22 protein-coding genes are annotated in these 25,667 nt (G+C 59.3%); 4 read left to right on the top strand and 18 right to left on the bottom strand.

What is annotated here, in order from left to right; translation table 11 throughout:
* Positions 1-54: 54 nt before the first annotated feature.
* The 4 genes from SD70_RS09585 to SD70_RS09570 form a co-directional block, all read right to left on the bottom strand.
* Positions 55-807 carry a tRNA threonylcarbamoyladenosine dehydratase gene (locus tag SD70_RS09585; protein WP_041047354.1) on the bottom strand — a complete coding sequence of 251 codons (753 nt, stop codon included), beginning with the start codon at positions 805-807 and terminating at the stop codon, positions 55-57.
* 13 nt (positions 808-820) lie between these two features.
* Positions 821-2,596, bottom strand: coding sequence for an aspartate--tRNA ligase (gene aspS, locus SD70_RS09580; protein ID WP_197080976.1), 1,776 nt, complete (start codon positions 2,594-2,596; stop codon positions 821-823).
* Positions 2,597-2,621: 25 nt separating this feature from the next.
* On the bottom strand, positions 2,622-3,875 hold the full coding sequence (gene hisS / locus SD70_RS09575; RefSeq protein WP_041047352.1) for a histidine--tRNA ligase: 1,254 nt from the start codon (positions 3,873-3,875) through the stop codon (positions 2,622-2,624).
* Positions 3,876-4,276: 401 nt separating this feature from the next.
* Positions 4,277-4,594: a winged helix-turn-helix transcriptional regulator gene (locus SD70_RS09570; RefSeq protein ID WP_041047351.1), complete on the bottom strand. Its 318-nt coding sequence runs from the start codon at positions 4,592-4,594 to the stop codon at positions 4,277-4,279.
* 368 nt (positions 4,595-4,962) lie between these two features.
* On the opposite strand from SD70_RS09570, the gene SD70_RS09565 reads away from it, so the two are divergent.
* Entirely contained in the window at positions 4,963-5,346 is a 384-nt protein-coding gene (locus tag SD70_RS09565) for a hypothetical protein (protein WP_041047350.1), read from the top strand.
* A gap of 465 nt (positions 5,347-5,811) precedes the next feature.
* On the opposite strand, the gene SD70_RS09560 is transcribed toward SD70_RS09565, so the two are convergent.
* The 11 genes from SD70_RS09560 to SD70_RS40270 all read right to left on the bottom strand — a co-directional run bounded on the left by SD70_RS09560 (position 5,812) and on the right by SD70_RS40270 (position 20,083).
* Entirely contained in the window at positions 5,812-7,770 is a 1,959-nt protein-coding gene (locus tag SD70_RS09560; RefSeq protein WP_041047397.1) for an FAD-dependent oxidoreductase, read from the bottom strand.
* A gap of 389 nt (positions 7,771-8,159) precedes the next feature.
* Complete coding sequence (locus tag SD70_RS09555) at positions 8,160-9,695, bottom strand: coproporphyrinogen III oxidase (protein WP_041047349.1); 1,536 nt, start codon at positions 9,693-9,695, stop codon at positions 8,160-8,162.
* A gap of 128 nt (positions 9,696-9,823) precedes the next feature.
* Positions 9,824-10,003 (bottom strand): hypothetical protein, encoded by a 180-nt coding sequence (locus tag SD70_RS09550; protein ID WP_041047348.1) that lies wholly within the window; start codon positions 10,001-10,003, stop codon positions 9,824-9,826.
* Positions 10,004-10,089: 86 nt separating this feature from the next.
* A complete protein-coding gene (gene dtd / locus SD70_RS09545; RefSeq protein WP_041047347.1) occupies positions 10,090-10,533 on the bottom strand; it encodes a D-aminoacyl-tRNA deacylase in 444 nt (147 codons plus the stop codon).
* 19 nt (positions 10,534-10,552) lie between these two features.
* A complete protein-coding gene (locus SD70_RS09540; RefSeq protein ID WP_041047346.1) occupies positions 10,553-12,739 on the bottom strand; it encodes a RelA/SpoT family protein in 2,187 nt (728 codons plus the stop codon).
* Positions 12,740-13,153: 414 nt separating this feature from the next.
* Entirely contained in the window at positions 13,154-13,669 is a 516-nt protein-coding gene (locus tag SD70_RS09535; protein WP_041047345.1) for an adenine phosphoribosyltransferase, read from the bottom strand.
* The gene (gene recJ / locus SD70_RS09530) at positions 13,666-16,137 is read right to left on the bottom strand and encodes a single-stranded-DNA-specific exonuclease RecJ (protein WP_052487218.1); all 2,472 of its coding nucleotides are present in this window, start codon (positions 16,135-16,137) and stop codon (positions 13,666-13,668) included. Before recJ ends, SD70_RS09535 begins: the two co-directional genes overlap by 4 nt.
* 191 nt (positions 16,138-16,328) lie before the next feature.
* Positions 16,329-17,282, bottom strand: coding sequence for a cation diffusion facilitator family transporter (locus SD70_RS09525; protein ID WP_041047344.1), 954 nt, complete (start codon positions 17,280-17,282; stop codon positions 16,329-16,331).
* A gap of 70 nt (positions 17,283-17,352) precedes the next feature.
* Positions 17,353-18,267, bottom strand: coding sequence for a protein translocase subunit SecF (secF, locus tag SD70_RS09520; RefSeq protein ID WP_041047343.1), 915 nt, complete (start codon positions 18,265-18,267; stop codon positions 17,353-17,355).
* Positions 18,257-19,501, bottom strand: a complete 1,245-nt coding sequence (gene secD, locus SD70_RS09515) for a protein translocase subunit SecD (RefSeq protein ID WP_041047342.1) — start codon at positions 19,499-19,501, stop codon at positions 18,257-18,259. The genes secF and secD overlap by 11 nt, the downstream gene beginning before the upstream one ends.
* A 336-nt stretch (positions 19,502-19,837) precedes the next feature.
* Positions 19,838-20,083, bottom strand: a complete 246-nt coding sequence (locus SD70_RS40270; RefSeq protein WP_394297948.1) for a post-transcriptional regulator — start codon at positions 20,081-20,083, stop codon at positions 19,838-19,840.
* A gap of 163 nt (positions 20,084-20,246) precedes the next feature.
* On the opposite strand from SD70_RS40270, the gene spoVB reads away from it, so the two are divergent.
* The gene (spoVB, locus tag SD70_RS09505; RefSeq protein ID WP_041047341.1) at positions 20,247-21,818 is read left to right on the top strand and encodes a stage V sporulation protein B; all 1,572 of its coding nucleotides are present in this window, start codon (positions 20,247-20,249) and stop codon (positions 21,816-21,818) included.
* Positions 21,819-22,020: 202 nt separating this feature from the next.
* Here the strand turns inward: spoVB and SD70_RS09500 are convergent, their stop codons facing one another.
* The 3 genes from SD70_RS09500 to SD70_RS36820 all read right to left on the bottom strand — a co-directional run bounded on the left by SD70_RS09500 (position 22,021) and on the right by SD70_RS36820 (position 24,123).
* The gene (locus SD70_RS09500; RefSeq protein ID WP_041047340.1) at positions 22,021-22,725 is read right to left on the bottom strand and encodes a DUF421 domain-containing protein; all 705 of its coding nucleotides are present in this window, start codon (positions 22,723-22,725) and stop codon (positions 22,021-22,023) included.
* 100 nt (positions 22,726-22,825) lie between these two features.
* Entirely contained in the window at positions 22,826-23,851 is a 1,026-nt protein-coding gene (locus SD70_RS09495; protein ID WP_041047339.1) for an ArsB/NhaD family transporter, read from the bottom strand.
* Between the two features lie 41 nt (positions 23,852-23,892).
* Positions 23,893-24,123: a hypothetical protein gene (locus SD70_RS36820; RefSeq protein ID WP_041047338.1), complete on the bottom strand. Its 231-nt coding sequence runs from the start codon at positions 24,121-24,123 to the stop codon at positions 23,893-23,895.
* Positions 24,124-24,264: 141 nt separating this feature from the next.
* On the opposite strand from SD70_RS36820, the gene SD70_RS09485 reads away from it, so the two are divergent.
* Both SD70_RS09485 and SD70_RS09480 read left to right on the top strand, forming a co-directional pair.
* Positions 24,265-24,654 (top strand): TIGR04086 family membrane protein, encoded by a 390-nt coding sequence (locus SD70_RS09485; RefSeq protein ID WP_041047337.1) that lies wholly within the window; start codon positions 24,265-24,267, stop codon positions 24,652-24,654.
* A 113-nt stretch (positions 24,655-24,767) separates the two neighbouring features.
* On the top strand, positions 24,768-25,607 hold the full coding sequence (locus tag SD70_RS09480; RefSeq protein WP_041047336.1) for a phosphatase PAP2 family protein: 840 nt from the start codon (positions 24,768-24,770) through the stop codon (positions 25,605-25,607).
* Positions 25,608-25,667 lie beyond the last annotated feature (60 nt).

The following is a 25,667-nucleotide window of genomic DNA, read 5'->3' as shown; positions in this document are numbered from 1 at the left end:
GGTACCTTAAACCCTCACCGCGTTTAAGGTACCTTTTTTACATTGCAGATTCCTTTACAGCCCCGCCTTGGCGAGCAGGTCGCGGACGGCAACGCTGACCATAATGAGCCCGACAACCGGCGGCACGAACGAGTTGCTCGCCGGCGGCTGCTGCGCCTTGCGGAATTCCGGCGCGTTCTCGGGCACGATGCGCTGCGTCACGTCTTCGCGCGGCTTTACCGGCTCCTCGGTCGAGAATACAACCTTGACGCCTTTCGCAATCCCTTCTTTGCGCAGCTTCTGGCGGATGACGCGGGCCATCGGATCCATCGACGTCTTGGAAATGTCCGCGACCTTGAAGCGGGTCGGATCCATTTTGTTGGCGGCGCCCATGCTGGAGATGAGCGGAATCCGGCGCGCCAGACACTGTTTGATCAGGTGAATTTTGTACGAGATCGTGTCCGATGCGTCCAGCACGTAGTCGAGCGGGTATTCGAACAGCTTCTCGTACGTTTCTTCCGTGTAGAACATGCGCAGCGAGACGGCGTCGCAATCCGGGTTGATCAGCTTGATCCGGTCGCGCATCAGGTCAGCCTTAGGCTGCCCGACAGTCGTCGTGAGCGCATGAATTTGCCGGTTGATGTTGGTGATGTCGACGACATCCTTGTCGATCATCACGATGCGTCCGACGCCGTTTCGCGCCAGCGCCTCGGCTGCGATCGAGCCGACGCCGCCGATGCCGAGCACGGCGACCGTGCTCCGCTTCATGACGTCGAGCCCCTCCGGACCGATAGCCAGCTCCGTTCTGGAAAACTGATGAAGCGTCATATGCGTAAGCCTCCTACTTGCCCGCCGGCTGCTTGAGCGCGACGCGGATCGCCAGCTGCTCCAGCTGCTTGTCGTCGACCGTGCCCGGAGCGTCCATGAGCAGGTCGGTTGCGCTGGCCGTTTTCGGGAAGGCGATCGTCTCGCGCAAGTTCGTGCGGCCGGCGATCAGCATGACGAGCCGGTCGAAGCCGAAGGCGATGCCGCCGTGCGGCGGGGTGCCGTATTCGAACGCGTCGAGCAGGAAGCCGAACTTATCGTGCGCTTCTTCCTGGCTGAAGCCGAGCGCCGCGAACATTTTCTCCTGCACGTCGCGCTTGTAAATCCGCATCGAGCCGCCGCCCACTTCATAGCCGTTCAGCACGAGGTCGTACGCCTGAGCGCGGATGCGTCCCGGGTCGGTGTCGAAGTAAGGAATGTCCTCTTCCACCGGACGGGTGAACGGATGGTGCTCCGCCACCCAGCGCTTGTCGTCTTCCTCCCAGCCGAGCAGCGGGAAGTCGACGACCCAAGCGAACTTGAACACGGACTCGTCGATCAGGCCGAGCTCTTTGCCGATTTTCAGGCGCAAGTTGCCGAGAACGTCGGCGACAACTTTCTTCTTGTCGGCGGAGAACAGCAGTACGTCGCCTTCCTCGGCGCCGAGGCGGTCGCGCAGCGCCGCGATCTCTTCCTCGCTGAAAAACTTCACGATCGGCCCTTTCCACTCGCCGTCCTTCACGACGATATAAGCGAGCCCTTTGCCGCCGTAGCGCGCCGCAAACGGAGTCAAATCGTCAAGCTCCTTGCGGCTCCAATGGGCGCAGCCTTTGGCGTTGATCGCCTTCACTTCGCCGCCGCCGGCGACGATTTGCGCGAACACCTTCACGCCGCTGTTCGCTACGAGGTCGCTGACGTCGACCAGCTCGAGGCCGAAGCGCAGGTCCGGCTTATCCGAACCGTATTTGCCCATCGCATCGGCATAAGTGAGCCGCTGGAACGGGCGCTCGATGTCGACGCCGGCCGTCTCCTTCATCAGCTTGACGACGAGCTCTTCCATCAGATCGAGCAGCTGATCGCGCGAAAAGAACGATGTCTCGATGTCCACCTGAGTGAACTCCGGCTGGCGGTCGGCGCGCAAATCCTCGTCGCGGAAGCAGCGGGCGATCTGGTAGTACCGCTCCAGGCCCGACACCATGAGCAGCTGCTTATAAATTTGCGGCGACTGCGGCAGCGCGAAAAATTCGCCCGGATGCACCCGGCTCGGGACGAGGTAGTCGCGCGCTCCTTCCGGGGAGCTCTTTGTCAAGATCGGCGTTTCAACCTCGATAAAGCCGTTCTCGTCAAGGAAGTTGCGGAACAGCTTCGCCGCTTTGGAACGGAGCATGAGCGTGCGCTGCATTTCTGGGCGGCGCAAGTCGAGGTAGCGGTATTTGAGGCGCACCGACTCGTCAACTTCGACGCCGTCTTCGATGAAGAACGGCGGCGTTTTGGCGGCGTTCATGATTTCGATCTCGGTAACGCGCACTTCGATCTCGCCGGTGTCCAGATTCGGGTTGACCGTATCCGGGTCGCGCAGGACGACCCCGCCTTTGACCGCCAGCACGTATTCGCTGCGGGCGCGGTCGGCGATTGCCAGCGCTTCGCCGGAAAAGTCCGGGTTGAACACGATCTGGACGATGCCGGAGCGGTCGCGCAAATCGATGAACAGCACCCCGCCGAGGTCGCGGCGGCGCTGCACCCAGCCGTTCAGAGTAACCGTTTCGCCGACGTTCGCTTTCGTCAGCGTGCCGCAATTGTGAGTTTTAAGCATCATAGTTTGAGCATCCCCTTCGCATCTATTGGTTAGCTTTCACATAATTCGCCAGTTCGCCGAGCGGCACCGCCGTCTGTTCGCCGGTAGCGAGCGTTTTGACGGTAATGACGCCTTGCGCCAGCTCGTCGTCGCCAAGAATCGCCGCATACCGCGCGGCAAAACGGTCCGCCGATTTCATCTGGGCTTTCATCTTGCGTCCCGTATAATCTTTGTCGACTTTGAGCCCGGCGCCGCGCAGCTCATACGCTAGCCGCACCGCTTCCGCTTCCGCGGCGTCGCCGAGCGCGATAAGGTATACGTCCAGCTGCGGCTCTGCCGGCAGCTCGACGCCTTGCGCCGCCAGCACGAGCAAAATGCGCTCAAGGCCGAGGCCGAACCCGACGCCAGGCTGGTCCGGTCCCCCGACTTCGCCGACGAGCCCGTTGTAGCGGCCGCCGCCGCCGATCGTATCGATCGCTCCGATGCCCGCCGCTTTAAACTCGAACGCGGTGTGCGTATAGTAATCGAGGCCGCGCACGAGGCGGGGATTGAGGCGGAACGGAATGTCCATCGCCGTCAAATAGGATTGAACTTTGGTAAAGTGCGCCGCAGCTTCATCGTCCAAATAGTCGATCACCGACGGCGCATCCGCGAACCGGTGCTGGTCGACTTTGCAGTCGAGCACCCGCATCGGGTTGCGCTCGTAGCGCGACTGGCAGTCGCGGCACAGCTCGCCGAGCATCGGCTTCAAATATTCCTGCAGCTTCGTACGGTACACCGCGCGAATTTCCGGCGTGCCGACGGAATTGATCTCCACCGTCACGTCCCGCAGCCCGATTTCTTTGTAAATCGCGTAGCCGAGCGCGATGACTTCCGCGTCAAGCCCCGGATCGGTGGAACCGAACACTTCCGCCCCGAACTGGTGGAACTGCCGGTACCTCCCGGCTTGCGGCCGCTCGTAGCGGAACATCGGTCCGACGTAATACAGCTTGCTGATGTCCGGATCGCCGTACAGTTTGTTCTCGGCATAGGCGCGCACGACGCCGGCCGTGCCTTCGGGGCGCAGCGAAAGACTGCGGTTGCCCTTGTCCTGGAACGTGTACATTTCTTTCTCGACGATGTCCGTCGTCTCGCCGACGCCGCGGACGAACAGCTCCGTATGCTCGAAAATCGGGGTGCGGATCTCTTTATAATGAAAACGGCGGCACACGTCGCGCGCTTTCTCCTCGATCAACTGCCATTTCTCCACTTCGCCCGGCAGCAAATCCTGTGTTCCTGTCGGCTTTTGCATGCTCATTTTCTACCACCTCCGATAAATGAAAAAATCTCCCGCCCCAAGCGTAATTGCTAGGGACGAGAGATGGAACAACCGTTCATCACCCGCGGTACCACCCGCATTCGGAGCATCTTGCCATTGCCGATTTGCCGCTCCGCTCTTGCCGCGGTTAACGCCCGCCATACGCGATACGGCTACTGCACCGGCGCCCTTGTGTCATGATGGCGCTAGCGTTTCCCCGCACGTCCTCCGGGAGGTCCTTCGTTCGGTTCGGCTTAAGGAAGCTTGCAGCCTGCGGCTTCCCTCTCTGCATAAGCGAAGGCGAACTACTTCATCCCTTCAACGGATCAGTGAATGAATGCTTTTACATTACTAGCTATTCTAATGAACTTGTCAGTCCGTGTCAAGTCAGGCTTATCGGGTCAGGCGTAGCGGTCCGCCCACTTCTGAAGCTCTTCCATCGCCGGCGCCAGGCCCTTGCCCTTTTCCGTCAGCTCGTATTCGATCCGCACCGGCGTTTCCGGATATACGTGGCGAACAAGGATGCCGGCGGCTTCCATCTCTTTGAACCGTTCCGACAGCATCCGATCGCTCATGCTCGGAATCAGATCGGAAATGTCTTTGAAGCGCTTCGGCCCGCTCAGCAGCACTCTGATGATGAGTCCCGTCCATCTTTTGCCGAGCAGCTCGAACGCGGATTCGAATTTCGGGCACAGCTGCAAATCTTGATGGTCTCCCATGTCAGTCCACTCCCTCGGGCGTAATGCTTCGTACGTAGCTTCATTCTACCATAGGAACTTGGGAAAAGTAAGTGTTTTGCGCCTCGCCCGGATTAGCATTTCACGCCTGCCTATCCCCTATGCCCGAGTGCAAAAAAAATCGGCCCGCAGCTCCGAGCTGCAGGCCTTCCAGCGTGATTCTATATTGAAAAGGGGGTCGATTGTTATTATAGCCGAGTAACATTAACGCCACATGAAAACAAGGTTACAATTACGTTACATAATTGGAAGGTCTTTTACAGTTTCATCACGAAGCATATGTAAACCCTTTCATCATATATATGGTAACGCGAAGATGACCTTCGCACATTCGATAAGGAGGAAGTTGCATGAACGAAGCAGCGGTAGGACAAGAACAGGAAGATCTCGTCGTTTGGCTGGAAGAAGAAGCGGACGAGGCAGACGACAGCGCAGGCGGCGAGGCCGGCGAAGAGGGCGGCGGCGAAGAGGGAGGCAGCGAAGCGGACGAAGCCGGGGAAGATAGCGCGGCGGCGGACGGCGACAGCGGAGAAGGCGATGCCGACAGGGAAGCGGACGCCGACGGGGATGGGGATGGCGGAGACGAAGCGGAGCCGGATGCGGAAACAGATGAAGGCGCAGACGATGCGGACGCGGCAGATGACGCAGATGACGGCGCGGAGGCGGCAGACAACGCAGATGACGGCGCGGAGGCGGCAGACAACGCAAGCGACGGTGCCGAGTCGGCCGACTAGCGCCTCCGCCCTCCAAACCCCAGTACCTGCATAAAAGCCATCCGAATGCGCTTTAGCGCAGTTCGGATGGCTTTTTTACTACGTCAGAAAGTATTAGCTGCGCCTATGCCCGGCTGACTCCTTTACGGTAAACGCGCTCGCCTGAAGGACGGCGCAAGCCGTTTATCGTTGGCATGCTATGGACGCGGTATGCAAGTCCGGCAGCCCCTGTTCAGGTGTGTCCGATGCACAAGCTGCGCTAAAGCGCCGTCGCGCGAATTCATAAAGGAACGCAGTTCCGCTATTTGTGAAAATCAGGATGCTGGCGACCAATTAACGGATTGCCGTTCCGCTATTTGCCGCAAGTACATGATCGTCTACGTTTCTTGCAGCCATTAGCGGGCAAATAACGGATTGCCGTTCCGCTAATTTTGGGAAATTGCGGGAAATTCCGCATATAACGGAACTCTGTTCCGTTATCCCCTGCTAAGATGCGGCTTGGCGCGCAATAACGTCCCGCGCGTCTTTGATCAGCATCCATGTGTCGGCGTTAGTCAAGCTTTGCTTGTTTGCGATCAGAGCGATCGTTTCCGGCTTGATCAAGCCGCGCTGCTGCAGCAGCTGTACAGCTTGCTCCGGCGTCCCGTTCAAGCCGAGCGCCCGCACGACGGTATAAGCGGCCTGATCGAGCGTCAGCGGCTTTTTGTCGGCATCGGCCATGTTCGCGATCGCGGCGCCGGCGTCCCCGGGGAACGCCGACGGCTTCATTTTCCTCGCGCCGCCGACGAGATTCACCATTCGTTTCGGATTGGACGCTTCGTCGAGCTTGAAATCGTTGCTATAGCCGCCCCCGACGAGGCCGAGCTCCAGCACTGCCTTCAACCCGGCATACTCCTTGTGCTCCATATAAGGCTGAGGCTTGATCGTGAACGGCTTCAGCTCCATGCCCTGCTTGTTCAGGCCGTCCTGCAGCTTGCCGATGAGCTCCTTCGACGCAGACAGCTGCCGCAAAGTGACGCCGGCGTCCAGCGCCGTTTTCACAGCCGCCCCGGCTGCTTCGCCTTCGGCCATGCCGACCGGAATGACGCGGGCCGACCCGTGCGGCAGCGAATCGTAGCCGGCTGCGCGGCCGACGACGAGGAGCCCGTCCACTTTAAGCGGAACGAGGCTTCGGAACGGAACCGCGAATTTGACCGGATTGAGCACGACCGTTCCGTAATCGGCGTACGAAAGACGCTGAATGTCGACCGGATAAGAGCCGAACGCGATGCGGTCCCATTGGTCGCGGTTTTCGGCCACGTCCAAAATATTGAGCCTGTATTCCGCCTCCAAATGTCTCGTTTCCCGCACGTAGAGCTCGGGAGCGAAGCCGCCCAGCTCGACGTTTTTGAATTCGGGATACTTGCTCTTCATATAATCGACAACGTGCGGGATTTCCGCCTTGCCGATCTCCATCGCTTCTTGCAGCTGCTTCGGGTCAAGTCCGTCCACGTGAAAAATTTGCAGCGCATTGATAAGCACCGAATTGTCGTTCTGGCGCCCGATGTTGAGCCCGCGCATCGCCACCCGATCCTTGTTCGTCGACGGATAATCTTTCATATCGCCGTAGCCGGCCGCGCTCATTTCGGTCGCGTTCGTGTCCGGATTGTTGTCCCCGTTCAGCCGTTTGCGGATTTGCTCCCACACTTCCGGCGTCACGTTGTTCAATTTGAACACGAGCGTCACCGGCATTTTGGCGTTCGGATCGCCCATGTCGGCCCGGCCGTATGTAAACGGCGCGCCGGCGGCAGCGGCGATGTCTCCGTCCTGCGTCGCGTCGATGACGGCTTTGGCTTTGACTGTTTGCTGCGAGCCGTCTGCTTTCGTCAGCTTCACACCTTGCACGACCGAAGCCGCATTGCCGCCGGAGGCCGGGGCCACCACCGGCTCGATGCTTTTCGCCTTCAGCAGCAAATCGATGTTCGGTTCTTTTTTGACCATGTCGTAGAACGCGTTAGCCGCCGTGGTGACGTCGAACGAGTCGCCCTCGATATGCTTGAACCATTCCGAGAACAGCCCTTTGTTCAGCGGCTCATGCTGGCCGAGACTGTTTTTTTCCGTTACCATATCGATGCTGTTCAGCCAGCCGAGCGTCATGAGCCCGCCGAGAATCGGCCGGTCGCGGCCGTCGACGAGCAGCGTTTTGAGTCCGTTGCGCGCCCCGGATACCGCCGCCGCGATTCCTTCCGGGTCGGTGCCGACAACGATCAGGTCGTAGCTGTCTTTGACGTTTTTTACCGATTGCACTTGCTCAAGCTTTTGCGGCACGCCCGGCTTGCTCACCGCATGCCTGTGGCTGTACCAGTAATACAAGGCCGCACAGGCTGCAAGCGCTGCAAGTAAGATGGCGATGAGAATAACTGTCCGCTGTTTCGATGTATTGCTGCTAGTCGACTCCGAGCCCATGATCCACCTGCCGATAAATGATATGAGGTCCCAATGCGCATGGAAAATGCCGTTTGGCGCAGCTGTACAGCGCATCTCCGCGAAAATCCCGGGAGGCATTTTCCACAGCCGCAATTACAGACGCCGATTGCCCACCCGAAGTTGCAGAAGCACTTTGCAATTGCACATGCGTTATGGCGCTTGTGTCATAAAAATGCTGCTGTAAGTGCGCCAATTGCAACTGCAGCGGGCCGTTGCCGGGAGAGCCGCTCTGCAGTTGCCCTCAGCGCAATTGCACGCGGCGGCACGGCCCGCCTAACCGTCCGAGATGCAGCGCCCGATTCCTTCTACTGCCAGCCATGCAATCACCGCACCGGCCGCCCCCGCTCCGGGCCGCCGCTGCGCCAGTCCTACACTCCGCTAAGCGCCGCGCCGTAAGCTTCGTCCAGCAGCCGCAGTTTTTTGTCCACGTACTGTTTGTACGCCTCGTTGTAGACGCTCGGCTCCTTCGGATTCGGGAACCGCTCGATGCGCTGCGGCCCCTCCTCCCCGCCGCGGACGGGAAACACCACTTTGGAGACGGCGCCGCAGCCGAGACCGATGACGGTCTGGCGCTCCTCCATCATCAAAATGTTGTACAGGCTTTCCCGTCCCTCCAACGCGTAGCCGATATTTTCGAGGTTGCCGAGAATGTTTTTTTGCCGGTACAAATAGTACGGCACATAGCCGTGCCGCTCCGTCCACGCCGTAGCTCGCGCCATCATCTCGGCGATTTCGTCGCGTTCCGCCACCTCGTAGGCGTCGCGGTTTTTCGTCATTTTCGAGGCGCGCTTGAACGATAGCGTGTGGACGGTGAGCGACTCCGGCATCAGTTTCTCCGTCTCGGCAAGCGACAGCTCCAGCTCCGCCAAGCCTTCGTTCGGCAAACCGATGATCAGGTCCATGTTAATGTTGTTCATGCCCATCTCGCGCGCCAGCTTGAACTTTTCGACCGTCTCCTTCACCGTGTGGTGGCGGCCGATCGCATCGAGCGTCTGCTGCGTGAAGCTTTGCGGGTTGATGGAAATGCGGCCGACGCCCCATTTGCGCATAACGTCCAGCTTCTCCGGCGTAATCGTGTCCGGGCGCCCCGCTTCCACGGTCAGCTCGCGGACGAGCGAAAGGTCCGGGAACGAATCGCGAATCGTAGCGAACAGCGCATCCATTTCGTGCGCTTCGATGCTCGTCGGCGTGCCTCCGCCCCAATAAATCGTCGTGACGGCCAGACCGGCTTGCTTCAGCCAGCGGCCCGTTTCGCGAATCTCATAATGGAGCCCTTCCAGAAACGCCGCCACCGAGCCGTTCTGGCCGCGAATGTCGTAGGCCGGGAACGTGCAGTACGCACATTTTGTCGGACAGAAGGGGATGCCGATATAAATGCTGACCTCGCGGTCAAGCGCGAACAGGTCGGGAATCACTTTGAGCTGGCGTTCGGCAATGTCTGTGAGCAGCTCTGCCTTGCGCTCGGTGACGAGGTACTCTTCCATCAGCATCCGCTTCGCTTCGGCGCGCCCGTGCTTTAGCAGCAAATTGTGCATCAGCTTGGTCGGCCGGACGCCCGTCAAAATGCCCCACGGCTGCTCGATTCCGGTAGCGTCCTGCAGCGTTTGCAGCATCGCCGAGCACACCGCTTTGCGGAACGCCCGTTTGCGGCCGTCGGCCTCCGTACCGACCGTCAGCTTGGACGTACGCTCCCATGCGCCGGCGGGCCCGCCAACGCGCTCGAGCTTGGCTGCGGCTTCAATTAAGTCCTCTTCGTCCCGAACCCGAATATCCCATCTATAATCGACCGGCGCCTCCGCCGAATCGTCTTCCACCAGCGTGACGTCTTCAAAAAAGAGCTTATGCAAATGAAACATTTCCGGGGAAATAGTCTCGAATCCGACGCGCGACAATAATATGTTCAAATCGTTTCACTCCTTACCGGCCTGGCCGTTCCGCGGCAAGCCTACCTAAGTGTAACACAACCGCACCCGCAGGAAAAAGCCCTTTGCCGTTCGGACAAGACGGCAAAGGGCTTCTGTTCGCTGCATGATTAAGGCCGAAACGACTTGTTCGGCGTCTGCTTCAATTGCTCGCTTACGGACGTGTATGCCGCGCCCAGCTCGGCATCGCCCAAAACGGGCGAAGCCAATGCTATAGCCTCCGTATACGAAGGCTGCAGCAGCTGCGTATCAAGGTTAGTCAGCACATGTTGTTTCGCGGACCGGCGCATGAGGGACAAATCTCCTTCTGTAATAGACTGTCTGACTCTAGACTGCCTACTTCCAGCATGGCCAAAATCCGCGCAATATATGCCGTTTATGCCCGGCTGTCCACGATGAGCGTAACCGGACCCCAGTTCGTAAACGAAACGCCCATCATTTCGCCGAACGCCCCGGTCTCGACGACAAGCCCATGCCCGCGCAGCAGCTCGTTAAATCGCTCATACAAAGGGAGGGCATGATCGGGCTTCGCTGCGGCCATAAAATTCGGGCGCTTGCCTTTTCGCGTATCGCCGTAAAGAGTAAACTGCGACACCGACAGCACCGCGCCCCCCACATCAACAACCGACAAATTCATTTTTCCTTCTTCGTCCTCGAAAATGCGCAGCCCCGCCACCTTGTCGGCGACGTACTTCGCATCCTGCTCCGTATCGTCGTGCGTAATGCCGACAAGCAGCATAAGACCGTGCCCGATGCGGCCGACAACGCGGCCGTCCACCGTCACTTGCGCTTCCTTGCTTCGCTGCACCACTACCCGCATCGCTTTCCGCTCCCGCCTTCTATGTCTGCATAATGCGCTGGACGGAATAAACGTCTTTGACGCGCTTGATTTTCTCCACAACCATATGCAGATGATCGATATTTCTGATGAGAATCGTCATATGAATTTGCGCCATCTTGTTTTTGTCAGAGCGTCCGGACACCGCCGACATGACCGTCTTCGACTCGGATACGGCCTGCAGCACCTCGTTGAGCAGCCCGCGCCGGTCGTGGCCGGTAATCTCGATTTCGACATTGAAGCTGGCTTCGACCGAATCCGCCCACTCGACTTCGATGACCCGGTTGCCCTCCTCGCCGTCAGCAGGTGGAATGTTGGTGCAGTCGGAGCGGTGCACGGAAACGCCGCGGCCGCGCGTAATATATCCGATAATGTCGTCGCCCGGCACCGGATTGCAGCAGCGAGCAAAGCGGACAAGCAAATTGTCGACGCCTTTGACGGTAACGCCGCTCGCCTGGCGCGACTTTTTCTCCGCAGAAGGGGCCTTGGCTTCCTTCTTCTCCGCCGTAAGCTGCTGCAGCGTCAGCGCTTCCTCCGCCTCGCGCCGCAGCTTCTCCGTCAGCCTCGTGCATATTTGCGCTGCCGTTATGCCGCCAAAGCCGACGGCAGACAGCATATCTTCGATGTCGTTAAAATTGAACTTTTTGGCGGCTTCCAGCATTTTTTCGTCCGCCATCAGCTCCGCGGCGTCGTAGCCGAGCCGCTTCAGCTCGCGCTCGATCGCCTCGCGGCCTTTTTGCACGTTTTCTTCGCGCTTCTCTTTCTTGAACCATTGCCGTATTTTGGAGCGGGCGTGCGAAGACTGGGCGATTTTGATCCAGTCCGTGCTAGGGCCGTACGAATGTTTGGAAGTGAGAATTTCCACAATGTCGCCGGTCTTTAACCGATGGTCAAGCGGCACGATGCGGCCGTTCACCTTGGCGCCGATCGTGCGGTTGCCGACTTCGGTGTGAATGCGGTACGCGAAGTCGAGCGGCACCGACCCGGCCGGCAGCTCGATCACTTCCCCCTTCGGCGTAAACACGTAAACGAGGTCGGTGAAGAAATCCATCTTGAGCGATTCCATGAACTCGGCTGCATCCGTCGTTTCCTTTTGCAGCTCGAGTATTTCGCGGAACCAGTTCATCTTGTCCTCGAACGAGCCGGACGGCACCATCGCGCCTTCCTTATATGCCCAGTGGGCGGCGATCCCGTACTCGCTCGTGCGGTGCATTTCCCATGTCCGGATCTGCACTTCGAGCGGCTCCCCGCTCGGGCCGATCACCGTCGTATGGAGCGATTGGTACATGTTCGGCTTCGGCATCGCGATATAGTCTTTGAACCGGCCCGGCATCGGCTTCCACAGCGTATGGATGATGCCGAGCGAGGCGTAGCAATCCTTCATGTTTTCCACGATGACGCGTATCGCCAGCAAGTCGTAAATTTCGTTGAATTGCTTCCCTTTCGACGTCATCTTTTTGTAAATCGAGTACAAATGCTTCGGCCGGCCGGAAATGTCGCCGTGAATGCCCATCTCTTCCAGCTTCTCGCGAATGGTGCGGATGCAGTCCTCGATGTACTGCTCGCGCTCGGCCCGTTTTTTCTGCATCATATTGGCGATGCGGTAATACTGCTGCGGGTTCAGATAGCGGAGGCAGATGTCCTCCATCTCCCACTTGATCGCCGACATCCCGAGCCGGTGCGCAATCGGGCAAAAAATTTCCAGCGTCTCTTCGGCGATGCGGCGCTGGCTCTCCTCCGACTGGTATTTGAGCGTGCGCATGTTGTGCAGCCGGTCCGCCAGTTTAATGAGAATGACGCGAATGTCGCGGGCCATCGCCACGAACATTTTGCGGTAATTTTCGTTCTGCTGTTCTTCTTTCGACTGGAATTGGATCCGTTCGAGCTTCGTCAGTCCGTCGACCAGCATCGCGCAGGTGCGGCCAAAATGCTCCTCCACCGCCTCCAGCGATACGACCGTATCTTCCACAACGTCGTGCAGCAGCGCGGCGATAATCGAGGTGGCGTCCATCTGCATGCTGGCAATAATATCAGCCACGGCCAGCGGATGCAAAATATACGGTTCGCCCGATTTGCGGACTTGGCCGGAGTGCGCCCGATCGGCGAACTCGTACGCTTCGCGGATGCGCGCGAGCTCGGCTTCTTTCAAATACGTGCCCGCCTTCTCCAGCAGCTGCTCAATTCCCATGGATGTTTCCTTTCCGTTAGTCGATTTTTATTCATTATGCGCCTGAATCGTGCTTTGCGTCAAGGTTTGGCGGGTCGTGCGGCGTATCTTGACCTCGAATTATGTCGAACGAAGTCCGGCAACATCGCAGCGAGGATAAGCGGTTTGCGCCGCTCTTATGGACGATTGCGTTTGCCCGCGTAAGCCGGCTGCGAGACGCCCGGCACGCTGCTCGCCGTTACGCCTCCAGCTTAACGCCCTGGCGTTAAGCCGGCTGCGGGGAGCCAGGCACTCTGCTCGCTTTTACTCCTCCAGTTAAACCCCTGGCAGCAGGTTCAGCAGACTATAAACGCAGCTAGAACTCCCTGGCGGAGCAAAAAAGCCAAAGTCCCCGCGTTGAGCAGGGGCCTTTGGCTTTATGCGTGATGCGCCGTATTACGAATACTGAATGAGCGAAACGACGTCGATCCCGTCCAGCTTGCGGCGGCCTTCCAAGTACGTCAGCTCGATCAGGAACGCCGCCCCGACGATTTGTCCGCCGAGCTGGCGAACGAGGTTGATCGACGTCTCAATCGTGCCGCCGGTGGCGAGCAAATCGTCGGCGATCAGCACCTTTTGTCCCGGGCGGATGGCGTCCTTATGCATCGAAAGCTTATCTTTGCCGTATTCCAGCGCGTAGTCCGCTTCGATCGTTTCGCCGGGCAGCTTGCCGCTTTTGCGGATCGGCACGAAGCCTACGCCGAGCGCATACGACAGCGGAGCGCCGACGACGAAGCCGCGCGCTTCCGGGCCTGCAATCAATTCGATCTCGTGATGCGCGACGAGCCTTTTCATCTCGTCGATCGCCGCGCGGTAGGCGGCGCCGTCCTTAAGCAGCGTTGTAATATCTTTAAAGCGGATACCCGGCTGCGGAAAGTCGGGGATGACGCGAATATAATCTTTGAAATTCATATAACTTCCTCCCATGCGGAATCGGTAGATTTGGTTTTGGCGTCTAGCAAAGGTTCAGCCGCGCCGGACGCAGCGCTTCCCGCTCCGAGTCTGGCGACGATCCAGGCTTCCAGCTCCTTCGTCGAAGCGTACGTGCAGAAGCGCTCGGCTTCTTCCTGCAGCTGCCGCTCCTGGTACAGGCGCGAAGAAGCCAGGTCGCGCTTGGCCGGCGACGGCACGGCCGCGTACGCGTCCGATCCGGCGGCGCGAACGAAGCCGAGCTCCTCGAACACACGCAAAATGAACTGTACCATGTGCGGCGACAATCCGGTGCGGCGGCTCAGCTCGCGCACTTCGCGCGGCGGCGCGGCGCCCCCCGCCGTTTGCTGCAGCAGCGTGGCGTACACGGCCTTGAACATGTCCCGCCCCGGCATGGCACCGAGCGCTTCTGACGGGTCATCGTGCCAGACGACGTAACATCGCTTAACGCCGCGCAGTTGGGAAAGGACGGCACTGAGCGTGTCAAGCCGGTGCGGCATGTCGTACAGGACGACGTCGCTCAGCGAAGACGGATCCGGTTCGCCTGCGGAGGCGGGCTCATTCCATGGCGCAAGCCGGCCGATCGCCGCCTCGTATCGCCATACCGGTACGCCTGCAGGCATGCCGCCGAAAACATCGCGCGCCTGCAGCAGCACAATCGCCGGCTTCAGTCCGGCTGCCGCCGTCTCCTGCAGCTTGCTCTCCAGCCGCTGCCCCGCACCGCGCCAGTCGAACACTTGCACGTGCGGAATGCGCAAGTCGTGCAGGATAAGCTGCGGCTTGCGCCGCCCGTTCCATTCGTTGATCGACACTTCGCCGATCGCATCGAGCCGGGCCGTAGCCGACATGGCCGCAAGCAGCGCGCCTTTGCCGAAGCCGACCGCGTCGACCGCCGCTCCCCCCTCCATCCCGTCTTGCGTGACCGTCAGCTTCAAATGCTGCTTGTCTTTGCCGATCAACCGCTGCTCCTCCATCCGCAGCTCCTTGAACAGAAACCGCGGCATCGGATTGCCCATGCCGAACGGGGCGAGCTTGTTCAATTGTTCGATGAGAGGCACCGTCACGTCGCTGAGCGAGCATGCCAATTCGGCCTTGGCCACAGGTACGAAATCGTCCGGCTGCAGCCAGCATCGCGCCAGCTCGTCAAGCTTTGCGGCGAACGCCGCGATCCGGCCTTGGTGAAGCGACATGCCGGCCGCCCCTTGATGCCCGCCGTAATGGTCAAGCCACTCGCTGCAATGCGTGAGCGCTTCGTACAAGTCGAAGCCGGAGATCGAGCGCGCCGACCCTTTGGCCATCCCCGTCTCCGCGTCGATGCCGAGAATGACGGTCGGACGGTAAAACGTCTCCGTCACCCGCGAGGCGACGATGCCGATGACGCCGACGTTCCAGCCTTCCTTCGCCAGCACGATCGCCAGCCGTCCTTGCTCGTGCTGTTCGGACGCCATTTGCATCGCTTCCTTCGTCATCTCTTCGACGATGCGCTGCCGCTCTTTGTTCAGCGCATCCAGCTCGCCGGCGAGCTGCTGCGCCTCCGCAGCGTCGCCTGCAGTGAGCAGCTTGACGGCCGCATCCGCTGCCTCCAGCCGGCCGCTGGCGTTGATGCGCGGGCCGATGGCGAAGCCGATGTGCCCTGCGCTCACTTCCTTGCGGTCGATGTCCGCCACATCGAGCAGCGCGGCGATGCCCGGGTAGGCGGTGGCACGCATCCGTTCGAGGCCCAGCTTCACTATGAGCCGGTTCTCGCCGGTAAGCGGCATGAGATCCGCAACCGTGCCGATGGCGGCGATTTCCAGCAGCTCCTCGGGGAGCCGCCCAAGCAACGCGTGGGCCAGCTTCAGGGCGACGCCGACGCCTGCCAAATGCTTGAAAGGGTACGGGCAGCCGGGCTTTTTCGGGTTAATGACGGCGAGCGCGTCCGGCAATATTTCCGGCGGCTCGTGGTGATCGGTTACGATAACGTCCATGCCGAGCGTGCGGATATAGGCCACTTGCTCCACGGCGCTGATGCCGGTGTCGACGGTTACGATCAGCGAAACGCCGCTGCTTTTGGCATGGTCGGCAGCCGCGTCGTTCAAGCCGTAGCCTTCGCGCACACGGTGCGGTATATATGTATCGAAATTAGCGCCCAGCTGTTTCATCAAATGGACCATAAGCGATGTTGAGCTGACGCCGTCAGCGTCATAATCGCCGTAGATGCGTATTTTCTCGCCGCTGTCCAGCGCTTTTCGAATTCGTTCCACCGCCGGCTGCATCCCGTCCAGCAAATACGGATCGTGAAAATCGTCCTTCCCGCCTTGCAAAAACAGGGTGGCCGCTTCCGGCGAACCGATGCCGCGCTGCACAAGCAGCCGGGCGATGAGCGGCCCTACGCCGAGCGCGGCGCAAATCGCCTCGGCGGCAGCTTCGTCCGCTTCGCCGACGAGCCAGCGTGCTTTAGATTCGAGCAATAGGATTCCCTCACCTTACAGTCAGTTTGTTACTCTAGTTGTGCTGCGGCGGTACGTAGGATGGAAAAGGGGATGGAGAAGCGACTTTTGAACTCGTGTTCCTTCCACTTCATCAATTCTCGGGAACACGAGTCGGGCGGTGCCGGAATCCCCTTTTCCAATCCGTAGTACCGCCGCCCCCCTGCTTCGGATCAATGGAGAAGCGTAGGCGCGTCGTCCTGATCCGAATCGACGTTGTTTTTGTAAGGATAGCCCGGGTCATAAGGATTGACATGAATGAAGACGTCGGAAACGTGCACAAACCGGTCCATCAGATGCTGCTTTACCGTCTTGGCGATATCGTGTCCTTCCATGACGGTAATGCGCGGGTTGACGCTGATTTTCACGTCGACGATGACATAATGGCCGTGTTCCCGCGCGCGCAGATCGTCGACTGTGATGACCCCCTTCACGCGCTGCACCGCCTGAACGAGCTCTTGCGCGTCTTCCCGGTGAAGAACGTGGTCCATCGTATTATGAATCGATTCCATGATCAGGCCGTAACCCATTTTCAGCACGAGCGCCGACACGACGAGGCCGGCAACCGGATCCAGATAATAAAACCAGGGCAGATCAAGCGCTTGCCCGAGCATCGCTCCGCCTACGCCGACGACAGCGGCAAGCGACGAATACACATCCGAGCGGTGCTCCCAGGCGTTGGAAATAAGCGCTTGGCTGTTCAGTTTGTTCCCTAGGCGGTATTTGTACTGGAACATCGCCTCCTTGGCGACGATCGAGATGAGCAGCGCAACGAGCGCCGGCCAGCGGGGCGGTTCGGCGACGCCATGGGCAATAGCCTTAATGGACGAAATGCCGATTTCCACGCCGACCACCATGAGTAAAACGGAAACGATAATAGCAGCAATCGGTTCGGCCTTGCCGTGGCCGTACGGGTGGTCGTCGTCGGGCGGAAGCTTGGCGGCTCGGATGCCGACCAGCACGGCAAGCGAGCCGGCTACATCGGAGGCGGAATGCACGGCGTCGGCGAGCAGCGCTTTACTGTTCGCGAACCAGCCGATCGCCCCTTTCAGCAAGGCTAGCGCGATATTGCCGACGATGCCGACCCAAGCCGCGAATTCCGCTTTGCGAAAACGATCGTCTGTCAATGAAGGCCACTCCTCTGTGAAGTGAATAAAAGCTGGAAAGCCGCGGCAAACGAGTCGCGCGGCTCACTTATTATTTTTCTACGGCAGGTTTGGCGGCTTTAGAACCTAGCGTTCGGTTCTTCAGCAGCAGCCAGATCGGGCTGGCGATAAAGACGGACGAGTAAGTGCCGCTCACGAGCCCGAAGATCATCGCCAACGAGAACAGGCGAATGGCCGGGGAACCGAAGATGAACAAGCAGAGCGCGGCGATAAGGACGGTGATGACCGTGTTGATCGAGCGCGTCATCGTCTGCCAAATGCTGCGGTTCACGAGCTCGGCCAAATCGTCGAACGTCTTCAGCTTGGCGAAGCGCAAGTTTTCGCGGACCCGGTCGAAAATAACGATCGTATCGTTAATCGAATAGCCGATAATCGTCAGTATGGCAGCGATGAACGGCAAGTCGACCTCGAGCCGGAAAATCGAGAACAGGCTTACGACGATGAACGCGTCGTGCAGCAGCGAGATAATCGCGGCGATGGCGAAACGCCATTCGAAGCGGATGCTGACGTAGATGACGATTCCGATCGTCGAGGCCAGCACGGCGTAAATCGCTTTGACCGCAAGGTCTCGGGCGATTTCCGTATCGACGGTGTTCACTTCCATCGAAACTTTGTCGCCGTAAACGGCTTTGAATGCCGCCTGCACCTTGGTCTCGTCCGCCTGTCCAAGCACTTTGTCGAAACGGGCGGTGACGCGGTCGTTGTTCGTTCCGCCGACCGTAAGCGTAGACGGATCGTAGCCGGCATTTTTGAAGATATCGGCCGCTTTCGCCTGGTCGGTCGCCTGGCCGACGGTAATATCGAAGTTGGTGCCGGCACGGAAGTCGACGCCGTAATTCAAATTAAAAATGGCGAGCATCACGATGCCGATCAAAGTTATCGCAATGGAGACTGCGAAAAACTTGCGCCGGTGCCTGACGATATCGAACTTGAAATTATAGCGCATGAATTTCGGACTCCTTTACCCCGTAGTATCCCGGCTTCTGCGCCAAATTGCTGCGAACGATCATGTGCAGCAGCCATCTGGAGAAAAAGACGTTCGTCAAAATGTTCAGGACGATACTGAGCAGAAGCGTGAGCGCGAAACCTTTGATCGAGCCCGTACCGATAATGTAAAGCACGATGCCGGCAAGCGCGGTCGTCACGTGCGCGTCGATAATCGTCCGGAACGAGTGTTTCGAGCCCGACTTGAGCGAAGACAGGATGCTTTTGCCGCTGCGCATTTCGTCCTTGATCCGTTCCGCCATAATGATGTTGGAGTCGACGGCGATGCCGACGCTGAGCACGAACGCGGCGATACCCGGAAGCGTCAGCGTCGCATGCATCAGGACGGAGACGGCCAGCAGCAGCCACGTGAACGAGATCAGGGCGATAGAAGCGACGATGCCCGGCACCCGGTACCAGATGAGCATGAACAGCAAAATGAGCACGGAAGCGATCGCCGAGGCGATGCCCGTTTCCTTCAGCGACTGCTGGCCGAGCGATGCGCCGACCGATTGCGTGTACTTCTCCGTCAGCTTCAGCGGCAGCGCGCCGAGGTTGATCGTATCCCTGATTTTGTTCGCTTCGGCGAGCGTATAGTTGCCCGTAATGACGGCTGTGCCGCCGGATATTTCACCGCTGACGTTCGGCGCCGACAGCAGCTCGTCGTTCAAATAAATCGCCAGCGGCTGATTCGTCAGACGCTTCGTAATGGCTTGAAACTTGGCCGGATCCTTCACTTTGATTTGCACCATCGGCCGGTTCGTGCCTTGCTCGAAGCCGACGGTCGCGCCGTGCTCGACGAAGTCGCTGCCGCGCATTTCGATCGTTTTGAAATCCGGGGGGCCGCTGCGGAACGTGAGCTGGGCAGGCTCCTGAAGAATTTTGCGTAACTCTTCCTGGTTGGCTACGCCGGCGAGCCGGACGCGAATGCGGTTTTTGCCCTCCGTCGTGACGTCGGGCTCGGCCACGCCGCTCGCGTTCGCGCGCTGCGCGACACTTTCGGCCGTTCGTTTCAGCACATCCGGCGTAACGGCTTGTCCCGCTTCAAGCGGTTCGGCCACGTACAATATTTCAAAGCCGCCTCGCAAATCGAGTCCCAAGCGGACGTTTTTCAATAACCATGGGGTTGTGGCCCCGATGATGCCGAACGTAATGACTACCACTAGCAAAAAAGCGGTAAAGCGTTTGCCGTTCATCTGCGAGCAAGTCTCCTCTCGATACTCAATAGTAGTATTATACCTACCCGTGAAAATCGAGTCAATTTAAGGCGAAAACTGCGAAAACCGCCGTTTCGAGATAGGCGGCGGTACTGCGGATTGGAATATGGGATTCCGGCTCCATTGAACTCGTGTTCCCGTGAATTGAACAAAAGGCAGGAACACGAGTTCAAAAGTCGCTTCTCCATCCCATATTCCATCCTGCGTTCCGCCGCAGTCAAAAACGAAGCCCGCGCCGTTACGGCTGGGCTTTCTTGTAAATGCTCATCGTCATATAGTTCATCAGCTGCGTCACTTTGAGCGACAAAATATCGTTCACGATTGGTGCAGCGGCGGATAACCTTTCTTCCCGTATTTGTCGCTGACGCACTCCCACACTTCGCGGCCTGTCACGTGCTCGTAGCCGAGCATGCGGAACTCTTCCGCCTTGCTGTGGCACAAGCCTTCGATCATTTCGTTCAGCTCGTTTTCGTCAAGCGCCGTTTCGCCGTCCCCGGCTTCTTGCTGCGCCGCGGATTCCGCTTCGTCTGCGGCCGGAACGCCGTCCTCATGTTCGCTCATGCGCCTTTCTCCTCCGTTCCTGTCCGTACGTATCAGCTACATTCGCCATGGTCCGCCCTTTCTCCTGCCGCAGCGCCGCCTTGTCCGCAAAATATGTGCATGAGCTCGTACATCTTTCGCATATGGTGGTACAAGACTGTTTTCGACGGAAGAGGGATGACGTTTGAGCAAGCAATCGTTTATTAAAGGGACGATGATACTGCTCGCCGCAGGTCTCATCAACCGCCTTCTCGGCTTCATACCGAGAATTACGCTGCCGCGCGTCATCGGGGCCGAGGGGGTCGGCCTGTATCAGATGGTATGGCCGTTTCTCATCGTCGTGTTGACGATCATTACCGGCGGCATCCCGGTCGCCGTCGCCAAGCTCGTCGCGGAGGCGGAAGCGGAACGGAACGAGCGCCGCATCCACAGCGTGCTGAAGCTGGCGATGGCGCTCACCTGCTCGCTCAGCGTCGTTTTCTCGGCGCTTTGCCTGTTCGGAGCCGAGTGGATCATCGGCCGCCTGCTGACGGACAAGCGCGTCTACTCGACGTTCATCGTCATGACTCCGATCATTCTGATGATCGGCGTTTCGTCCGTGTTCCGCGGCTATTTCCAAGGCCGGCAAAATATGATCCCGACAGCTACATCACAGACAGCCGAAACGATCGTCCGCATCGTCATGGTGCTGGTCTGCTCTTCCGCGCTGCTTCGTTACGGAATCGAGCTGGCCGCCGCCGGAGCGATGCTCGGCGTCCTCGCGGGAGAACTGGCGGGCATGCTCTTGCTGCTGTTCCATTACCGGCAAAATCGCAAGCATCGCCCTGCCTCCGTTCACGCAAGCATCGGCTCGTCGCAGGCCCCCCGCCGCTTGTCGGGCCTGCGCCGAATGCTCCGCATCTCCGTGCCGATTACGGGCAGCAAGCTCGTCGGCGCGACGTCGTACTTGCTCGAATCGATTTTCATCGCCCAGGCTCTTGCTGCCGCCGGCATTTCAACGGCTATGGCGACTGCGCAGTACGGTGCGCTGCAAGGCATGGTAATGCCCATTTTGCTGCTGCCGAGCGCCCTCACTTCGTCTCTTTCCGTATCGCTCATTCCGTCGCTGTCCGAAGCGGCGGCGCGCAAAGACATGCTGACGATCCACAAGCGGCTGCACCAGTCGCTCCGCCTCGCCCTTGTCGCCGGAGCCCCGTTCGCCGTGCTTATGTTTGTGCTGGCCGATCCGATCTGCCTGTATATGTATAACCAGCCGGAAGTCGGAGTGCTGCTCAAAATGATGGCGCCCGTCGCGATCTTCATTTATTTTCAGGCGCCGCTGCAAGCCGCGCTGCAAGCGCTCGACCGCCCCGGCTCGGCGCTCGTCAACACGCTCATCGGCTCCGTCGCCAAGCTCGCGCTCATTGCGTTTCTCGCCAGCAAGCCGGAGCTCGGCATCCGCGGCGCCGTATTCGCCATCAACATCAATATCGTGCTCGTCACCTTGCTCCATTGGAGCAGCGTCGTGCGGGCGCTCAAGTTCTCGATGAACATGGCTGATTTCGTTAAAATCGGCGGCTCTATGGCTGTCAGCGGCTTGTGCTGCTACGTCGTCATGGCCGTTCCGTGGCACGACAGCAATTTGCTCCGGTTCTTCTCCGCATCCGCCATCGCCTTGCTCGTGTATTTGTTGTTCGTCTTTCTGCTGCGGCTCATCGATCTCGACGATATGCAGCGGCTTCATCGCTGGTCGCGGAAAATATGGCGGCGGACGTAACTTACTGGGACAGGTTGAGAAATGCCCAGGCTCCGCTGCGGTGAAATACGGGGCTCCGGTCGCTCTTGAAATCGGGTTGTCCAATTGTACCTTGGCGGTAACAACCCGATTTCAAAGGCGACGCGTAAACTCTCCGCTCCCGTATTTCATCCTCCGCTCCGCAAGGATTTCACCGCATCGGAGCCACGGCATTTCCTCCCGCTCACCGCTTTTTGTCCAGAAACACTCTCCCCCGGTGGTCGATCGAGCAAAAAAACACGTCCTTGAACTCCCGGACGCCTTTGGCCTGAATTTCGTTTTTTAGCCAAAATCTCGTCTTGCCAAGCTTCTTCAAATTGTCGTCCTGCACCTTCCCGTCCATTATGAGCGGCAGCGGCAAGCCTTCGTATCGAAACTGCGGCGGAGCTTCCGTCTGTTTCGTCCGCGCCGCATCGGGAGCCTCTTCCGCCGTCCCGGCCTGCTCTTTCGTCACTGTGGTCAGCTTGCCCGACGGCTCGAGGATGGCAAACTCGACGTCGGCGACGTTGACGATGTTGTTTTCCCGCAGCTGCAGCAAAAGATCGTTCAGATTGTAACGCTGGCGCGCCATCTCTTCCCGGTTCAGCTCGCCTTTATGAATGAGGACGCTCGGCTTGCCGTCGATCCAGCCGCGCAGCTTTTGGCTTTTGAGGCCCGCAAAGGCGAGCGTTACCTGGATCGCAACGAGCGTGAACATCGGCAGCAGCCCGTCCAGCATCGGCCGGTGGACGTCCTCCAGCACGAAGACGGCGATCTCCGCGATCATGATCGAGATGACGAGGTCGAACAAGGACAGCTTGCCGATTTCCCGTTTCCCCATTATGCGCAGCACCGCAAACACGGTAACGTAAATGAGCACGGTACGCAAAATAACGGTCAGATGTTCCAATTGGACCCGCCTCCCGGAAAGGTTTCGAGTTCACTGGTATTCTGACCGCGCTTTTCCCGCGCCATGCGGCGCTTTGCTATTGAAATGCTGGCAGCGTTCCCTAAACGAGGAGCGCATACCAGGTAGCCAGCACAAGGCCGACAAAGGCTGCCGGCACTCCCCAGCGGAGAAAGTCGGCGACTCCCGCCGACTCTTTGGCGCGTGCCGCCAAAGTGAGGGCGACGACATGGCCGGGGCTGCCGAGCGGCGAGGCGGCGGCGCCTATGGCGCTGCCGAGGGCGAGCGACCACCAGAGCGGATGCAGCTGCAGCCCGCCCGCCCCCGTAGCGGCGCCGATCGCCGGCACGAGCTGCGTTAACAGTGCCGCGACCGGCAGCGGGCCGATCGCCGCCGACAATACGGCGCTCAGCCATAGCAGCAGTGCGGCCAGCAGCGGCAGCGAGCCGCCTGCCAGCTCGGCCGCGCGCTGCGCGAGCCCGGCGGCGGCGCCTGTGTCGGTCAGCGCGCCGGCGACGACGAACAGCCCGAGCAGCGCTCCTAGCGTACGCCAGTCGACGTCGTCGACGAGCTCGCGCGGGTCGTAACGCTTGCGGCTAACGGCGACGAGCAGCACCGCGGCAATAAGCGCAATCCAGCCGGGATGCACGCGAATCCAGTGATGCAGCGCAAAAGCGAGCGTAACCGCGCCGAGCGCGACAGCGCTGTTTCGCATCAGCACCGGGTCGCGAAGCCAGGCGCGCGCTCGCCACTCCGGCGCTACCTCCACGAGCTTCGGATTAGGGCGGCCGCGATAAAAGAGCGCCATCAGCCCGGCAAGCAAAAGCAGCAGCGCGAGCGCCGGGATGCCGATATGCAGCAATATTTGCACGTATGTGAAAGAGCCGGCGGCAGCGACCAGCATGTTGACAGGCGATCCGGTCAGCGTCATCGCCCCTCCAAACGAGGCGGCGAGCATTTGCCCGAATAGCAAAGGTCCCCGTTGCAGACCTAGCAATGACCCTAGCTGCAGCCCGACAGGCACGAGCGTTATTGCCGCCGCGAGCGGATCGAGCAGCGCGCCGGCGGCGCCGGTCGCGAGCAGCAGCACCCCTGCCGTGCGGCCCGGACCGCCGCGGGCGAACCGCATGAGCCGGACTGCCGCATAGGCGGGCAAGCCGGATTTTTGCGTTACCCCGCGATCGCCGTCATTCCGATCACCAGCGCGAGCGTCGGCCAGTGGATCCACACGCCGAGCCGGGACAGCTTGACCGCCCCGAGCAGCGCAACGAGCAGCGCCCCCGCAAGAGCCGCATAAGCGCGGTTCCACCGTTCCCATACGAAGCCGAATGCGACCGCCGCAAAAACAAACGACGCCGCTGCCGTCTGCCAGACGGCCGCCTGTGTATATGTGCCGAACATGGTGCCAACCCCTCTCTTGTCTTGGTGAAATTATACAAGACGAACGGAAAAGTCGTCTATAAAACTTGTACTATTTTTATGTGCCAAGCCATAAGATGATGACAAAACGAGTCCCGGTCGAAAGGAACGGTGGTTGCTCTTATGAACCCGATAAATAAGGTAAGCCAAGTTCGCATCTCCTCCCCGCTGCTGTCCGGACTGCTCTACTCCCTGCTCATGATGGCGCTAGGCACCGTCATCGTATCGCTCTTGCTCGTCTGGACGGGCGTGCAGGAAAGCTCGCTGCCGACTTACGGCAAAATGATCCACGGCCTCTCCGTGTTCGTCGGCGGCTGGGTGTCCGGCAAGCGGGCCGGCAGCCGCGGCTGGTACCACGGCGGCATACTCGGGGCGCTGTATGCCATCGTTCTCGGCATCGTCGGCTTTCTCGCCTATGACAACGGGCTAAGCCTCGCTTCGTTGGCGCTGCTCGGCGGAGCGTTTGCGTCCGGCGCTCTCGGCGGCATGCTCGGCGTCAACTCGCGCAAATAACCGAACCGGCAGCTCGTATGAAACTCCCCCCTGCGAACCAAATTAAGCAATAAGGCCTGCAGCTTACCAATGAGGCGAACGTTTAGTTTGCCAAACTCGCAGGGGGCACACCGATGAATCCTTTTCAATCGATGACTCATGCCATCGCATATATGGCTGTTACCGTTTTTTTGCTGCTGTGGTACGCACTGCGCGCAAATCCGCTTGCGGCGGCGGGAAGCTTCGTCCGCGAGTTGGCGGCGACGCGCAAATATTTGCTGCATTTTATCGTCATGATGGCCGTCCTGTACATGAACAAAATCGAGCTGCGGCTCGAGGAGCGAATGGCCGCCAAACCCGATTTCACCCCGTTCATCGCCCGTCTGGACGGCGAGTTCATAGCCTTTGTCCAGCATGCGTTCTACCACCCGCTCCTGACGTACGCAGCCGTCTACGCTTATGTCGTCATGTTTCCGGCCTTTATCATTGCCGCGGTTGCCATCTATACGCATTCAAAGCAACCGAAGCTTGTTTGCGCTATTTGTTACGCGCTCATTTTCAACTACACGCTGGCGATTCCGTTCTATCTGTTTTTCCCGGTGAGCGAAGTGTGGGCGTACCATCCGCATGTGAAGTTTTTGATGCTGGACGCATTCCCGCGCTTCGAAGCCGAATATCGCCCGCTTTCCGGTTTGAACAACTGCTTTCCGAGTCTGCACACGTCGATTTCCGTCTCGATGGCGCTTATCGCGTTCAAGTCGAACAACAGCCGCTGGAGCGGGCTTGCTGCGGCCGTAACGGTTTGTATCGTTTTCGCGATTTTTTACCTGGGCATCCATTGGCTGCTCGATATGTGCGGCGGCCTGCTGCTCGGTTACGGTTCTGCTGCGATGGCTTTGCGGCTTAGCGAGGGCAAGTTTCCCATTGGCGAATATACAGTGCCGTGGCGCAAGCAGCGTATGATGCTGAAGTGAGCTTCGGTATCAGCCCGCAGCCCCCTTACCCGGCGATTAGCGGAAATCTGTTCCGTTATC

It is taken from the genome of Gordoniibacillus kamchatkensis (assembly GCF_000829455.1).
Lineage (GTDB): Bacteria > Bacillota > Bacilli > Paenibacillales > NBRC-103111 > Gordoniibacillus > Gordoniibacillus kamchatkensis.
Note: the sequence above shows the minus strand (reverse complement) of the source record. Positions and strands in the feature narration are given on the sequence as shown.